Genomic DNA, 15,197 nt, shown 5'->3' with positions numbered 1-15,197 from the left:
GGCGATTCTTCCCCCGCTGTCAACAAAAAGCCCCGGTAAAATCCGCCGCTTTTTGCAAAAGCACACAAAAAAAGGTACGGCTGGTCTCAGCCGTACCCAAGCGGTTTGCGTCAGGCTTCCTGAACAACAAACTCCTTCAGCGAATCCAGAATCGCCGCGTCGTCGGAGTGAATCCGAAGCTCTACGGGCTCGGACAGATCAATGCTGAAAATACCCATGATGGACTTTGCGTCGATAATATAAATTCCTTCTACAATTTCGCACTCCACGTTCTGCTTGGAAACGATGGACGAAAATTGCTTTACCTTTTCTACCGTATTAATCAGGATTTTTGTCGTGAGCATACTTGTTCCCCCTGCGTGCTTATTTTTGAAACAAATTTTGGTCATTGACCCGATCGATCACCGACTGCTTGAAATTGATCACCTTATGCTGATATTCCCGGTTCATATAATCGGAATGAATCAGGAAGTCTGCGGTGGCGCGATTGTTTGCAATCGGAATGTCGTAGACCTGAGCGATTCGCAGCAGGGCTTTTACATCGGGGTCGTGGGGCTGCGCTTCCAGCGGATCGGAAAAAAAGACAACAAAATCCACGCTGCCTTCCACAATCTTGGCGCCGATCTGCTGATCGCCGCCCAGCGGGCCGCTGTTATACCCTTTTACCGGCAGGCCTGTTCTTTCTGCAACCAGCTTTGCCGTGGTTCCGGTTCCGCACAAAAAATGGCCCTTCAGGATTTCTTGATTTTCTGCACACCAGTCGATCATCTCTCGCTTTTTGCCGTCGTGGGCGATCAGCGCGATGGTTTTCTGCTTGCCGATGGTAAAAGTTACAAATTCTTCATTCACACTCTTCACCTGTCTTTCTGTTTCGGTGGATGCTTTTGACCGGACTGTGAAAAGAAACCATATTCTCTGTGGGTGTGCCTGTTAAAGCATGGCGAAACTCAAATCTCATTATACCAAAGATTGAGAAAAATTCAAGTTGTCCGCCTGAAAAAAGCGCCCTGCTTCCTTGCCCCGCGGGCCGGGCAAATTTCACCTGAAAATGGCGCTGGAAGGGAGTGCTCACCGGGGAAGGGGCGCTCCGTGTTTCGCCGCGGTTTCCTGCCGGCTTTGCGGCGGAGCAGCGCCCCGCATACTGCCGCAAGCACCGAAGGATAGCCTATCACGTTGCGTGAGAGTCAACACTTTTCTAAATTTTTTTATGCCCGCCCCTTATGCAGCCTGCCCGATTATTGAGAAGCCACTCGCCCTGAAACAGGCGGATGGCTTCTTTTCAGCGTTAAATCAGCACCATGTAAATCGGGATGACGATCATACTCGCGATGGTGGTGACAACCGTCGCGATCGTGGCGAATTCGTAATCCGCGCCGTACTGCTTGGCGATTACCCCCGTGCTGGTAACCGCGGGCATTGCGGCCTGAATGACGAACACCTTGGCCATCAAGGGTGGAATGGGGATTAACAGCTCCAGCCCAATCACAACGACCGGGCAGAGAATAAAACGCGCCAGCAGCAGAACCACAAGATCGCGGTCGAACCGCAGTTTTTTCAGCGGCGTGGAATGGAGCACGATTCCGATGAAGAACATTGCGAGCGGAGTCGTCAGCTCGCCGATATACTTGCAGCTGTCCATGACAAACCGCGGCAGCCGAATGTCCAGAAAGATCAGGATCACGGCGACCACAAACCCCGCGAGGGCCGGGTTGAAGATCCGCTTCAGCGTGCTCAGCGAAAATTTTCCCGTCTCTCTTCCCTCATCGCCGTCTTTGCTGATTTCGTAATTGCCCAGAGTCCAGAAAAAGCAGGTGTTTGCAATATAATAAATCAGAACGTACGGGGTGCTCTCCGCGCCAAACAAAGACAAATTGACGGGCAGTCCGATAAAAATGGTGTTTGAGGTGAAAAAAATGCAGCGAAAAACACCTTTGCGCCTGGGGTCTACCTTGAGCAGATTGCTGACGAGAACACTGATCACATACGACAGCACAATGGATGTGATGGGGATGACCAGCCCGCCGGAAAGCTCCTGCAGCTTCGCCTTATCAAAGTTGGACATCAGGTTCCACAGCATGTAGCAGGGAAACGAAACGTTCACGATAATTTTTGAAAAAATAAGACTGGTTTTTTCATCCAACCAACCAACGTGGGTCAGAAGCCAGCCAGTCATGAACATAACGATAATTGTAAGAATGCTTTCGATCGCGTGTAAAAATGTCAGTATCATATGCACAAACTTCCCGTATTGCAAATTTCAGATGACCGCTCCGCCAAGATCTTATGATGCCAGCATTTGATGGTTACCCGTAACCAAATTATAGCACTGTTTTGAATAAGTGCAAGTGCGCACTTGACGCAAAGCCCTCCCGTTCGCGCGTTTTCAGCGCTTGTGCGGCCACAGAAAAAAGGGGTTAAACGGCTTTTCATCCGTTTTCATCCAGAAAAACAATTCTTCCTGTTTTTCAGTATTTTTGCGAGCCGCGGCAGTTTTCGGTTAGAAAAATATGAATATTTTATGGAAAAATTTTCCTTTAGTAACTATTGTAATTGGATTTCGGCTATGCCAGGCCGACATTATAAATAGAGCATCTTCTGTAAAAGAAGAATTCTGAAAAAATTCGGTAAAGGAAATTCTGGAATGCAAAAATTATTCATCACAAGCAAAATCAAATCCCTGAAAACGAAACTGATCCTGAACACAATTCCTGTTGTAGTGCTGACAGCCCTTTTAAGCCTTGGCGTGGGCGTTTTTTCCAGCTACCAGGGATTGACCCAGAATGTAAACAGCGACCTGACCTCGATGGGACAGATATTGACGGAGTCCATCACCCACGGTCTGGACAACATGAAAAGCTCCCTGCAGTCCGTCGCGTCTTCCAACACCCTTGGGGCCCCGGGACTGAACGAACCCGCCATCGCGAATCTATTGGAGCAGCAAAGGAGTTCTTACGGCTACGAATCGCTGAGCCTTGTGAGCCGGGATGGAAAGATTGTGAGCGCAGACCCTCATTTAAACGGCAAAAGCGTTGCGGACCAGGCATATTTTCAGGCGGCGCTGACCGGAAAAACCTATTTTTCGGAGCCGATGAAAGACCTGAACGGCAACTTCCGCGTGATCGCCTGCACGCCGATCTCCAACGACAATTTCAAAGGCGTGCTGATGGCGACAATGGACGCCCATGTTTACAGCCCCTTCATTCAGAACGTCGTCGTGGGCAAAACCGGCAGCGCGTTTATCATCAATAAGGACGGCGTTTTGATCGGCAACATTGCGCCGGAAAAGATCGACCAGCGAAAAACCGCCGAAATTTACAAATATGCCGATCTGACGCAGAGCGGCATCACCATTTACTCCTACAGCACGGGGGACCGCATCTGCTACCATGCCCCACTGCCCGGAACTGACGGCTGGTCCTTCGGCATTGTGGCGCCCATCAAGGAAATGACCTCTTCCATTGAATATACGATTATCGGCCTTCTGATTTCGTCGGTTGTCTGCATTCTGCTGGGCGTTTTGTTCACCCGTACAACGGCGAGGTCCATCGCGAACCCGATTACCCTTGTCTGCCGCAGACTGGAACAATTGGCCGAAGGCGACCTGCATTCAGAAACGGCGGACATCCGCGCGCAGGACGAGACCGGCATTTTGTCCGATTCTCTAAAGAAAACCGTTTTGTCCCTGCGCGGTTATATGGACGAAATCACACACGTTCTGCACGAGGTGTCGACCGGTAATCTGCTGGTGAAACCCGAGCTGGAATACAACGGCGACTTTGTGCCGATCCGGGAATCGCTCGATAACATCACCCAATCGCTGCACGAGTCGATGAGCGCGATCAATCAGGCCTCCGACCAGGTTGCCAGCGGCTCGGAGCAATTGGCGACCGGCGCGCAGTCTTTGGCGCTGGGCTCTACGGAACAGGCCAGCTCCATAGAGGAGCTTTCCTCCGCGATCTCCGAAATCGCGGAATACGTGAAGGTCAACGCGCAGAACGCGGGCGGCGCAAGCGAAAGCGCGGAGGATGTCCGCGCGAAAATTGAAGTCAGCAACCGGTACATGAAGGATATGGTCGAAGCGATGTCGAGGATCAACAGCTCCTCCGACGAAATTGAAAAAATCGTAAAGACCATTGAGGATATTTCGTTCCAGACGAACATTCTCGCGCTGAACGCCGCCGTGGAGGCTGCCCGCGCCGGCAGCGCCGGAAAGGGCTTTGCCGTGGTAGCGGACGAAGTGCGCAATCTTGCAACCAAAAGCGCACACGCGGTAAAGGACACGGCTCTTTTGATCGGCCATTCCAGAGAACAGGTGGAAAAGGGCACCGTAATTGCGGGCGACACCGAGCAGGCATTGACCAAGGTTGTGCAGAGCATTCGGGTGGTTGCCGATAACGTGGAGCAGATCTCCGAAGCCTCGTTGCATCAGTCGGAACGGATCGACCAGGTTACACAGAGCATGAACCAAATCTCCGGCGTGGTACAGACCAACTCGGCTACCGCGGAAGAGAGTGCGGCGGCCAGCGAGGAGCTTTCAGGGCAGGCTCAGATTCTGAAAGAGCTGGTAGAGAAATTCCGGTTATAATTCGCCGCGGAGCCTGGCTTTAACATCAAGACCGCCCGTTCGTAAAACCGGGAGACCAAACCAAATCGCAATAAAAAGGTACGCCTCGACCGGCTTTCAAAGCCGTTTCAAGGCGTACCTTTTTGTTATAAGGGAAAGAGAGCGCAGGGTAACCTGCCAAAAACGCGTCTATTCGCCGACGGCACACAATTCACCCATCATGCGGAGGATTTCCGCCTCGTGCTCCAGAAACAGGGTTACCAGCGCGGGCTCAAATTGCCGGCCGGCTTCTCTTTCGAGTTCGCCGCACGCGTAATCGTGCGAGTATGCGGGCCGGTAGGCCCGGTTGCTTACCATCGCGTGATAGGAATCGCAGATCGCCGTCGCCCGGGCCACCAGGGGAATCACCCTGCCCTCCAGTCCAAAAGGGTAGCCCCTGCCGTTCCACCATTCGTGGTGGTATAGAGCGGCGTCACGAAGCAGGGGGATCAGGCTCTCGGGTATGCCGGTAATCTTTCCTTTTTGGGCAAGATCCAGCAACTCCTGACCGAACACGGTATGCTGCTGAATCAAGCGGTATTCGCCCGGGGTCAGAATTTCCTGCTTGGTAAGAAGACCGGGCAGGACACACACTTTGCCGATATCGTGATAATAGCCGGCCAGACTGAAATACGGGTACATTTCATCCGCCGCGTAGGCGTGCAGCCATTTTGAGAACCTCTCCATCAGCCTTCCCACATTCTCGCTGTGCCGGATTTGTTCTTCGGGGAGCATATGCATAATCTCGTCCGCGGCCAAATCCTCATCAATGATTTTCAACGGTTCCCCCTCCTTTGAAGCTTTTGAATTGAGCGCCGCCCTGCCACGTGTTAAAAGGAAAGCCAGGGCTCTGTTTCAGCCGCTTCGGACGGATTGTTTTGCGCGTCGAACGAAGCGCGGCTCTGCTGGTCCGACAGCTTAAATTTCGACACCTCTTCCTGCAGGGCCCGCGCCTGAGTCGCGAGCTCCTCGCTGGAAGCGGAGCTTTCTTCCGCAGTGGCGGCGTTGGTCTGCACCACTGCCGAAACCTGTGACAACCCATCGTTGATCTGTTCGATTGCGGACGCCTGCTCACTGGTGGCGGCATCTATTTCACGAATCGACTGCACAGCCAATTCCGCTTTTTGGGAAGCTTCGGTCAAACGGGTTAATGTATCGGCTGCGATTTTCTCCCCGTTTAGTACGGTTGAAACCGATTTTTCAATCAAGGCAGCCGTCTGCTTGGCGGCCTCCGCTGACTTTGCCGCGAGGTTGCGCACCTCATCCGCCACCACGGCGAAGCCCTTTCCGGCGCTGCCGGCCCGGGCGGCCTCCACAGCGGCATTCAGGGCAAGAATGTTTGTCTGGAAGGCGATGTCCTCCACCAGCTTGGTGATTTTGGAAATTTCCTGAGAGGTTTCACTGATCTCCCGCATAGAGGCGTTGAGGGTCTGCATTTGTTGGTTACTTTCCGCAAGATCACGCTCCGCCTGTTCCACATAATTCACAGATTTCTGAACATTTGCTGTATTCTGACCCGCCTGCTCCGATACACCGACGATGGAAGCGGTCAATTCCTCAATGGTCGCCGCCTGCTCTGTAGCGCCGGAAGCAAGCGCCTGCGCCGCGTCGGACACCTGCCCCGCGCCGGCATTCACCTGATTCGCAGCGTTGTTAATATGACTGAGAGTATTGCTCAGAGAGCCGGATATATTGAGCATCGCCTGCCTGACAACGGCGAACTCCCCCTCGTAATCCTGCTCCAGGCGGATACGGAGGTCGCCCTGCGCGATTGTTTCCAGCGCGTGTGTAATTTCCCTGATGTAACTGATATACTTGTTAAGCTGCACAACCGTACGGTTGATTGCAATCGCCATCTGCCCGGTCTCGTCGCGAGAATTAACCTCCGCGGAAACATCCAGCTTTCCGTCCGCAATTTCGTTTGCGGTTTCCGTCAGCTTTTTGATCGGCAATGCAATCCGCTGCGCGACAAAAATAATGAACAGGGAAATGACCGCTACGGCAATGAGGAAGGTCGTCAGCATGGCCGTGCGAACCACCGAGTACTCCTGATAGTATTCGGCATCCGGCAGGCCGGTGGCGACGACCCAGCCCGTATCGCCAACAGGCGACACATAGCCGTGGGCCAAAACCCCGTGAGACGTAAATTCCAACAGACCCTGCTTTTTGGACAGCAGCGCGGTTTTGATATTCTCCGACATATCGGCTTTGCCTACGTTGAGATTGATGTACTCTGCCGACGGGTGGTAGATGATTTTGCCGGAGCCCGTGGCAAGGATGTAAAAACCATCTTTGCCGAGCTTATACGCGCCGACCATCTTGCTTAACTCTTCCAGCGTAAAATCGATCCCCACGGCGCCGATTAATTTGCTTCCGCCCGGAGCATAAACGGGGGCTACGGCGCTTACGATCTGCGATTTTGTAACGGAATCCTCGAACGGCTCCGTCATAATCGGCTTGTTCGCCGCGGCAAGGGTTTTATACCACGGGCGTTCTGTTACAATATAATCGCTGCCGGAGATATAACCGTCCGACTGCATCAGCTGGCTGGAATCCAGATCGGCGACCCATACGGCGGCTGTGGATTCCTTATCTGCCTGATAGGTGGATACCAATGTGCGCTTGACGATCTCGGCCCCTTGCGCCTGGCCGATTTGTGTGCCCGGCTTCAGGCTTTGAAAGAAATCCTGCAAGTCCGCACTGGCGGAAAACTGCTTCATCTTATTCAGGTACGTGTGAAAGAACCCTTCTATTTCATGGGAGGCCGATAGAGAAGTGGCTGTCAATTCGTTCCCGGTCAGTCTGTCCACACTGGTCTGTGTCAGCCGAAGGGTAGTAGCACCAATCACCGTAAATGCCACAATGACCGGAACTCCAACGAAAATCAAGATTTTCGTTACCAGCTTTTTCAATCCCCTGGCTTTTGAATGGGATGAAAAGTCCTGAACCGCTCTTTTTTTCTGAAACGCCTTTGTCTTTGGATTAGATTTCATCATTTTCCGCCTCCTGCGATACTCTTTCAATTTCAGCCTGCCATCGTTCCCTGCCGCGTTTACCCTTCATTTGCATCATTGTTTTCTCAAGTCAGGCTTGCATAAATTTGCCCGTCAAGCTCATACTGGAATCATGGTATAGAATAAATACCCGCTGTCGCAGTTTATCTAAGACTGTACGCCCTTCAATCAAATTGCGGGGCTACATGGCGGGTACCGCGCCCATGACGGCAGAATTGACGGCGAATGGGGAAGCGCTCATCTGCACCACATGCATTTCGTTGAGCTTCTCTATGGCCTTTTTCTTCTGCTCCATGAGGGAATGCGCATAAATATTCAGCGTGATGCCAACATTGGAATGGCCCAGGATTTCGCTGAGGGTTTTAATGTCTACCCCCAGCTCCAGCGCCCTTGTTGCAAAGGTATGGCGGAGCGCGTGAAATTTGCGCGTTCGCACCCCCGCTTTTTCCAGCAGCCTTTTATACAGCCTTTGGTATGCGCGGGGGTCGAAGGGCTCGGCGCTTCCCGAAAGCACATAGCAGTTCTCTGCCATTCGGCCAAGGCGGTTTCCCTCCGCGAGCTTTAACAGGAATGTCGGAAGAGGAATTTTTCTGCAGGAGGTTCTGCTCTTCGGGGTGCCTACATACAGCTGCGTTTTATTTCCGCCCGACTCAAAATTCCGGATGCGTGCCACGGAGCGTGAAATGCACATGGTACCGGCCTCAAAATCAATATCGCCCCACTTCAAAGCGCACAGCTCGCCAAGACGGATACCGGTGTAAAAGCAGAGGATGATCCCGAGCGCTCTTTTGTCCGCCGAGGACTGTACCGCGTACTCGATCAGCCGCTGCTCTTTCATGGAGAAAACCGGTAGTTCGGTACAGGGCTTTACCTTGGGGAACGCAACCGCTTCAACGAAAGGCGCGTATTCCGACGATTTTTTCGAGATTTCGCGCAGGGCTGTTTTGAAAATGGAAAGAATTTTTTTCTGATATGACCCGGAGATAGCCCCGTTCCGATGAATCGACCGGACAAACGCGGCGATCGATTCTTCCGACAGCTGTGTGTTTTCAGGCAAGCTGAAATGAGGGATCACATATCCCCGCATGCAGTAATAATAGCTTTCGTAGGTGGACGGCTTTAAACGTCCGGCCGCATCGCCCGCCAGCCATTCCTCAAATAAATCTGCGGCGTTCGCCTGCCCGCCGGCCGGCTTCCTGTTTGCAGCTCGATTCTGCTCCTGAATGTTCTTCATTTTCGCGCGGACATCCCGATAGGTTTTGGCGTAAAAGTACTGGTACTTTCCCTGCGGGCAGATGACCCTCCCTTCCCATCGTCCGTCTTTTCGTTTATAGATGTTTTCTCCTTTGCGTGCCATTTCCTGATGACTCCTTTCAGATGTGACGTTTGTGCTGACGGCGCATTTTTTCGCGCACGCGAAAAAAACTTCATTTTTCACTAAAATTTATCTGATTATCGTCCGCAATGCTTGCTTTTTTAGCGAGATTGACAAGCAAAATCAGATCATATATAATGAAAATTGTCGTAGAGTGTCGAACTGAAGGGTCTCGGTTTTAGATAAACTGCGACGTATTTTGTTTGTTTGAGGATTTTCCGGGAACGAAAAAAGCTGCTTTAACAGGCATAACCTGCGGTGGAAAGTTCGATTTGGTGAGCTGAGAGCAAGCCGAAAAACGATGCTGTTTTCCGTTGTGCACAATAATACAGATCAGGAGATACCTTTCTCATTTTGCAGATTGGGAAAGAGAATCTCTTGATCTGTACCTTTACCGCCGGAAGGTCTCTGAGCCGATACGCTTCAACAGGCGCAGCTCATTTTCTGCCGGCATCTTACGGATTGTAAAATTGATTTTGCGGTCCGGGCCGGCCGCTTTTCTTGTGTCCTATATTAGTAATCGATCGCATTCGGGGAATATTCCATGTTTTTTCTCATTTTTGTTCCCTTTTTATTCCACAGCCGGTGAAATCGCCTGCACACAATGGCATTGAGAGCAAAAAAGATGATCCGGCTTACTTCGGGCCTTCCTCTCAGCGGCATGCAGAATGAAACCCGAAGCCAAACCGAACGGAAAAACAGCAGCCCCCTGCCGGAGCCATGCGGACAAAGGATGAAAAAAGCAATTTATCCATCAAACACTTTATTTTGAAATAGAACAAAGCGATCTCCCGCCGGCCCTGCCGGCGGGAGATCGCTTTGCCGGGGAGCCGGATCGGCTCCCTTTCTTTTTGTCTTTTCCGTCTTTTTAAGAAACAAGGACACCCTGCCTTAATATGATGGTATCAGGCGCTAAGAGCCTGTATATTCCCGGCGGCTCTGTCCGCGAGCGGAAGATAACAGAAGACGGAGTTGATTTTATGAACGCAGATCATCTGAATGACTTGAGCTATCTGGATCAGGTCCGGAGGACGGAAGGAGCCGAGAAATGCAAAAGTGCGTTTCTTGAGATTTTCCGGAAGGACGCCAGGCGCGCATCCACCATGCTCAACGACGACCGGCTGATGTTCCCCAGCCTGTACATATTGCGCGAGCCAATCCTGCAGCAGCGCGCTCAGAGATATTTAAACCCGCGCAATAGGATCGCCCTGCAGATCGCGAACCGGCTCAAGGGGCCCAAAGCACCCGGAACCAACGCTCTGTCGCCCAAGCAGAATGCGGCGTACCCCGTTCTCAAATGGATTTTGCAAACCGGCTCTGCCGAGGAAATCCCCGAAGACGATTATGAGGAGATACTGGATGTGGCCGTGTCGGTGCTGATAACGGTTCATAAGGATGCCGATATTCTGCCGCTGGTGGTCGATCTGATTTTCAAACGCAACCGCGACGGGCGCTATATTCACGACCTGGTGTGGGCGCTCTTCCGTTTTCAGGATCCGCAGATATTAAAGCTGATCGCCCTGCGGCTTGCCTCTTCCGAACCGAAAGACGCCGAGCTGGCCGCCGAGCTGTTGAACATCGACAAAACCGATCTTCCGGCTGTGAGAGGCGATGGAAAAGGGCGGCAAGAAAGCTACCTTCACTGGCTGGAGGAGAACCAGCCCTACCTGTATTTCACACAGGAAAGCTTTCAGTATACGAGCAGGCCCACGTTTTGTACCGTAGACCTGGAACGGAAATACCTGCAAAAGGGAACCCCCTCTTACAGCAAAGAGCCGATTCCTTCGCTGGACGACGATGAAAATAAATGTATCGCGGCCTTTCGGCGGCTGAGCTCTGAGGAAAAGAAAGCTTTATCCGATTACTCGCAGAAAATTTGCGGCAAAAGTGAGCCGGCCTGGAAGGAATGGCTGCATATGCCGGTGACAGAGCAGATCAAGGCGGCAAAGGCCGGATGGGAGGGAGACGAATGATTACGGTATCCGGCTCCACGCTTCCGCTTTCCGACATTGCCGGAGAGTACCCCGAAAACAGCGTTGAAAGGCAACTTTTGGAGCAGATGTCCAAAAGCGAGGAGACCTACCGGTACGACACCCTGAATCAGCTCAAATTTGAGCTTTCTCTGCGCAGGGAAATTGTGAACGCGGCAAGGCAGCTGAACGGCAGCGGGATGAAATTCGCCGTTTTTCACAAGTCAGAATGCAACCCGGACTATTGGGAAAGAACCGGCAACGGCGGTTTCCTTCTGAAAGAAGGAGTAAAGCCCAGCGACGCGATTCGGGATATTTTTCAAAACGGCCGCAAGTACGCTACGGAATGCGCGACCGCTATGGTCATCGTGTATTACAAGGCGCTGCTGGAGGTTCTTCCGGAAGAGACCTTCAACCGCCTGTTCCCATCGATCTACCTGATGAACTGGCATAGATTAGATCCCCTGCTCCGGGAAACCGGCGCGCCCAAACCCGTTGCGGATATTCTGCTGGGAGACCGGTGCTACTTCATCAATCCCGAAGTCGATCCGGAAGTCTCGGAACTGCAGGGCGAAAATGTCATCATCCTGCCGGGCGGTCTGTATTATGGGCACGGAATCGGAATCACCACCGCCGACCGGATCATCCGCATGCTGAATGCCAACCGGATGGAAGGCGCGACGCAATCGGCTTATTTCATCGAGAATTCCGCGGCCCGCCCCGACTTTAAAAAGCTGGAAAAGGCCTCTCAAGGTTCCTCCTCCACACAACCCTCCGTCCTGCGCTGGCGGCCCTTCCCCCAGCCGATCTCGGGCTAATGATCCCATACGGGGTTCTCACGCTGATCATGGCAATCAAAAGCGGGGTTCTGACTTCAAGTAAGTCAGAACCCCGCTTTTGTCGATTCTATTACATCAGACCCATCAGATTAAACGAAAGGATCAAACCGGAAAACACGATGGAAACCGTAGAGCACAGCTTGATCAGAATGTTCAGAGAAGGCCCGGAGGTGTCTTTGAAGGGATCGCCGACCGTATCGCCTACCACGGCCGCCTTATGGCAGTCAGAGCCCTTGCCGCCGTGATGCCCGGCCTCGATATACTTTTTGGCGTTATCCCACGCGCCGCCGGCATTGGACATAAATACGGCCATTGCAAAGCCGGTTACGGACACGCCGCCGAGCAGGCCGACCACGCCCTCCGCGCCCAAGATCAACCCGGTAGCAATCGGAACAATGATGGCGAGCAGCGCGGGAGCAACCATTTCGTGCAGAGCGCCTTTGGTGCAAAGGCTGACGCACGCGGCGTAATCGGGCTCCGCTTTGCCTTCCATAATCCCGGCGATCTCTTTAAACTGGCGGCGAACCTCCATCACGATGGACTGCGCCGCAACCTGAACCGCGCTCATCGTAAAGGCAGAGAATACAAACGCCAGCATGGCGCCGATGAACAGCCCCACCAGAACCGTGGGATTGGTCAGGGACAGGTTCATGGTGAAGCCCTTCTCCGTAACAATATTCACATAAGACACCAGCAAGGCCAGTGCGGTCAGCGAAGCGGAGCCGATGGCAAAGCCCTTTCCGGTTGCCGCGGTGGTGTTGCCCAGAGAATCCAGCGCGTCGGTGCGCTCGCGAACCTGCTCGGGCAGGCCCGCCATCTCCGCAATGCCGCCCGCGTTGTCCGCCACGGGGCCATACGCGTCCGTAGCGAGGGTGATGCCGAGCGTAGAAAGCATTCCCACCGCAGAAATGCCGATTCCATACAGCCCCATGTTATAGCTCGCCGCTCCGCCGGAGGCGAAGAAGCTGATGATGACAGCCGCGACGACGATGATGATGGAAGCGGCGGTGGACCGCATTCCCAGGGACAAGCCGCCGATGATCACCGTGGCGGAGCCCGTCTCGGACGAAGCCGCCAGCTTCTGCGTCGGCTTGTAGGTGTCGGAGGTATAGTATTCCGTAAAATAGCCGATGGCGCAGCCGCCGATCAGCCCGCAGAGAATGGCGACATAAACGCCCCAATTGCCAACAGTGTAATAGGTCAGAGGAGCCGCGGCAACCGCGGACAGGCCGGCAGCCAGATAGGTACCGGTACGCAGCGAGGTCAGCAGAGACTTTTGCGTCGCGTCCTCTTTGGTTTTGACAAAGAAGGAGCCGATGATGGAGCATACGATTCCGCACACCGCCAGCAGCATGGGCAAAAGCATCCCCTCAAAGCCGTAGCCGGCAGCGGCAGCCAGCGCAAACGTCGCCAGAATGGAGCCCACATAGGATTCGTACAGATCGGCTCCCATGCCGGCCACATCGCCGACGTTGTCGCCCACATTATCGGCAATGGTGGCGGGGTTGCGGGGGTCGTCCTCCGGAATGCCGGCCTCCACCTTCCCCACCAGATCGGCGCCCACGTCGGCCGCCTTGGTGTAGATGCCGCCGCCCACACGGGCAAACAGCGCCATAAAGGAAGCACCCATTCCGTTCATCACCATGATATTGCCCAGCTGAATGGGATCGGTGATGCCAAAGCCGTAATGCAGCAGATGGAACCAGATGGTAACATCCAGAATTCCCAGCCCCACCACGGTAAAGCCCATAACAGAGCCGGAGGAAAACGCGACGCGCAGACCCTTGTTCAGGCTTTCAGAGGCGGCCTGAGCGGTGCGGGCGTTGGCATTGGTCGCAATTTTCATCCCGATAAAGCCCGCCAGCATAGACCAGACACCGCCCGTTAAAAAGGCGAAGGGGGTAAATTTTGAAAGCATTTGCCCGCCTGTGCCAAAGGCCATTGCCAGCAGAACGAGAAATACCACGACGAATACCTTTGCAACCGTGGAATACTGGTGCTTTAAGTAGGCGTTCGCACCCTCTCGGATGGACGCGGCTATTTTTTGCATTTTTTCGGTTCCCTCAGAATAGCTCATCACCCGGTTTTTCTGCAAATAAGCAAAAAAGATCGCGAGTATAAATCCGACGAAACCAACCCAAAACAGATTTTGCATGGGGGTTCACTCCTTTTCATTTTTCCTTTCCAATGATGCAAAACAGACTCTTTGCCCGGCAGCGAATTCAACCTCGATGAAGAACAGCAGAATTTCCGCGGCAATCCGGATTGCCGCGGAAGGGAAAAAGATCGGCTGTGAAAACATTGCCCTGAGAGCTATGTATACGAATGGTCGGCCTCAGCCAGCAGGCTCACCCCTTTCTCGTTGCCGCAGACGCACTGTTTTCCATGCAAAAAAGGTGGGAGCTTCTTGCGAAGCCTCCACCCTCAGCTACAAATCTTGAAAACAGATATCGATACACGACGAACATCTGCCCAACCGGAAATTTGAATATTTAATTGTGCTAATTATACAACTTTATACTGTATCTGTCAACACTTATGAATAAAATGAAAAAATCCATTTCCACTTTTTATCAATTCCCTGAGAGAAATATAACAAATCGCCTGATTGGAAAAATACAGATCTCTCACCCGGAGAGTGCTCTTTGAAAAAAAAGGAACCGTTCGTTAACGGCTCCTTTTTCGCTGACCGGCGATTTCCTCTTACATGGCCCTGCATTCCGCGGCACATTTGCGGCATTCGTCGGCGCACTGCTGGCAATGCTCGTCCTTAAACTGGGCGCAGCCCGAAGCGCACTCCTCACAAACCGTGGCGCAGAGCTGGCACATCTCCTTTGCGTGCTTTGCGTTCATGGTCATCAGGCAGGCGGCTTCCTGGCAGAAACCCGCGCATTCCAGCATCATGCTGATATGATTCGTTCGCTGCGCCACATCCGGCTCCTGCAGGCAGAGCACCGCGCACTCATGGCAGGCCTGAAAGCAGCGCAGGCAGGCGTCGATACATTTTTGATCATTGTTCAGAGAGTTTCCCACAACACTCATACAAACATCTCCTACAATAGTAATAACGGACCAGGCACGGCAGCCAGCCGTGTCTGTTTCGTTTTTGTTGCCAAGGCTGTACAATGAGAGAAGTTCGGCCTGACCACTTTCACCGAGGACTAACCACGTCCGTAAGGGAGTCTGTCAGCCGTCCTCTCATTGACAGCCGTTCGATTGGAGCAGGTCGTCCCGCCCGATAATGGGTGTGTTCGCGTAACCAAGGAGATTGAATCGGCAATGAAAGAACGGCGAAACCGAGTACAAAGCAATCATCAGGAGGTCTTTCATGAACACAGCCGTTGGAATTGATGTTGCTAAGGGAAAAAGCGTCGTTGCCGCCATGCGTCCGTTTGG

The 15,197-nt window shown here is 52.9% G+C and carries 12 protein-coding genes; 3 read left to right on the top strand and 9 right to left on the bottom strand.

Annotated elements, in window-relative coordinates; all coding sequences use genetic code 11:
• Positions 1 to 110 precede the first annotated feature (110 nt).
• The 3 genes from G340_RS0114920 to G340_RS0114910 all read right to left on the bottom strand — a co-directional run bounded on the left by G340_RS0114920 (position 111) and on the right by G340_RS0114910 (position 2,230).
• Positions 111 to 344, bottom strand: coding sequence for an HPr family phosphocarrier protein (locus tag G340_RS0114920; protein WP_020074445.1), 234 nt, complete (start codon positions 342 to 344; stop codon positions 111 to 113).
• 19 nt (positions 345 to 363) lie between these two features.
• Complete coding sequence (locus tag G340_RS0114915; protein ID WP_020074444.1) at positions 364 to 849, bottom strand: methylglyoxal synthase; 486 nt, start codon at positions 847 to 849, stop codon at positions 364 to 366.
• A gap of 436 nt (positions 850 to 1,285) precedes the next feature.
• Positions 1,286 to 2,230, bottom strand: a complete 945-nt coding sequence (locus tag G340_RS0114910; protein ID WP_020074443.1) for an AEC family transporter — start codon at positions 2,228 to 2,230, stop codon at positions 1,286 to 1,288.
• 411 nt (positions 2,231 to 2,641) lie between these two features.
• Here G340_RS0114910 and G340_RS0114905 point away from each other — a divergent pair, with 411 nt between their 5' ends.
• Entirely contained in the window at positions 2,642 to 4,585 is a 1,944-nt protein-coding gene (locus tag G340_RS0114905) for a methyl-accepting chemotaxis protein (protein ID WP_020074442.1), read from the top strand.
• A 168-nt stretch (positions 4,586 to 4,753) separates the two neighbouring features.
• On the opposite strand, the gene G340_RS0114900 is transcribed toward G340_RS0114905, so the two are convergent.
• From G340_RS0114900 to G340_RS0114890, 3 genes are all read right to left on the bottom strand, one after another.
• Positions 4,754 to 5,383 carry an HD-GYP domain-containing protein gene (locus G340_RS0114900; RefSeq protein WP_020074441.1) on the bottom strand — a complete coding sequence of 210 codons (630 nt, stop codon included), beginning with the start codon at positions 5,381 to 5,383 and terminating at the stop codon, positions 4,754 to 4,756.
• A 50-nt stretch (positions 5,384 to 5,433) separates the two neighbouring features.
• Positions 5,434 to 7,596, bottom strand: coding sequence for a methyl-accepting chemotaxis protein (locus G340_RS16970; protein ID WP_177309679.1), 2,163 nt, complete (start codon positions 7,594 to 7,596; stop codon positions 5,434 to 5,436).
• A 202-nt stretch (positions 7,597 to 7,798) separates the two neighbouring features.
• Positions 7,799 to 8,974 (bottom strand): tyrosine-type recombinase/integrase, encoded by a 1,176-nt coding sequence (locus tag G340_RS0114890; RefSeq protein WP_020074439.1) that lies wholly within the window; start codon positions 8,972 to 8,974, stop codon positions 7,799 to 7,801.
• A 998-nt stretch (positions 8,975 to 9,972) separates the two neighbouring features.
• On the opposite strand from G340_RS0114890, the gene G340_RS0114880 reads away from it, so the two are divergent.
• Positions 9,973 to 10,965, top strand: a complete 993-nt coding sequence (locus G340_RS0114880; RefSeq protein WP_020074437.1) for a hypothetical protein — start codon at positions 9,973 to 9,975, stop codon at positions 10,963 to 10,965.
• Positions 10,962 to 11,780, top strand: coding sequence for a protein-glutamine gamma-glutamyltransferase (locus G340_RS0114875; protein WP_020074436.1), 819 nt, complete (start codon positions 10,962 to 10,964; stop codon positions 11,778 to 11,780). The genes G340_RS0114880 and G340_RS0114875 overlap by 4 nt, the downstream gene beginning before the upstream one ends.
• Positions 11,781 to 11,871: 91 nt before the next feature.
• Here the strand turns inward: G340_RS0114875 and G340_RS0114870 are convergent, their stop codons facing one another.
• From G340_RS0114870 to G340_RS18525, 3 genes are all read right to left on the bottom strand, one after another.
• A complete protein-coding gene (locus G340_RS0114870; protein ID WP_020074435.1) occupies positions 11,872 to 13,956 on the bottom strand; it encodes a sodium-translocating pyrophosphatase in 2,085 nt (694 codons plus the stop codon).
• A 548-nt stretch (positions 13,957 to 14,504) separates the two neighbouring features.
• A complete protein-coding gene (locus tag G340_RS0114860; protein ID WP_020074433.1) occupies positions 14,505 to 14,843 on the bottom strand; it encodes a four-helix bundle copper-binding protein in 339 nt (112 codons plus the stop codon).
• Between the two features lie 156 nt (positions 14,844 to 14,999).
• Positions 15,000 to 15,197 (bottom strand): hypothetical protein (locus G340_RS18525; RefSeq protein ID WP_033402327.1); only part of this gene is annotated, 198 nt, incomplete at its 5' end.

This window comes from Faecalispora sporosphaeroides DSM 1294 (assembly GCA_000383295.1).
Classification (GTDB): domain Bacteria; phylum Bacillota; class Clostridia; order Oscillospirales; family Acutalibacteraceae; genus Faecalispora; species Faecalispora sporosphaeroides.
This window is presented reverse-complemented; position numbering and strand designations above follow the sequence as displayed.

Bases quoted from the DNA above. Each gene is read 5' to 3' on its own strand.
- G340_RS0114920 (WP_020074445.1), bottom strand. From the start codon at position 344: ATGCTCACGACAAAAATCCTGATTAATACGGTAGAAAAGGTAAAGCAA.
- G340_RS0114910 (WP_020074443.1), bottom strand. From the start codon at position 2,230: ATGATACTGACATTTTTACACGCGATCGAAAGCATTCTTACAATTATC.
- G340_RS0114905 (WP_020074442.1), top strand. From the start codon at position 2,642: ATGCAAAAATTATTCATCACAAGCAAAATCAAATCCCTGAAAACGAAA.
- G340_RS16970 (WP_177309679.1), bottom strand. From the start codon at position 7,596: ATGAAATCTAATCCAAAGACAAAGGCGTTTCAGAAAAAAAGAGCGGTT.
- G340_RS0114890 (WP_020074439.1), bottom strand. From the start codon at position 8,974: ATGGCACGCAAAGGAGAAAACATCTATAAACGAAAAGACGGACGATGG.
- G340_RS0114880 (WP_020074437.1), top strand. From the start codon at position 9,973: ATGAACGCAGATCATCTGAATGACTTGAGCTATCTGGATCAGGTCCGG.
- G340_RS0114875 (WP_020074436.1), top strand. From the start codon at position 10,962: ATGATTACGGTATCCGGCTCCACGCTTCCGCTTTCCGACATTGCCGGA.
- G340_RS0114870 (WP_020074435.1), bottom strand. From the start codon at position 13,956: ATGCAAAATCTGTTTTGGGTTGGTTTCGTCGGATTTATACTCGCGATC.
- G340_RS0114860 (WP_020074433.1), bottom strand. From the start codon at position 14,843: ATGAGTGTTGTGGGAAACTCTCTGAACAATGATCAAAAATGTATCGAC.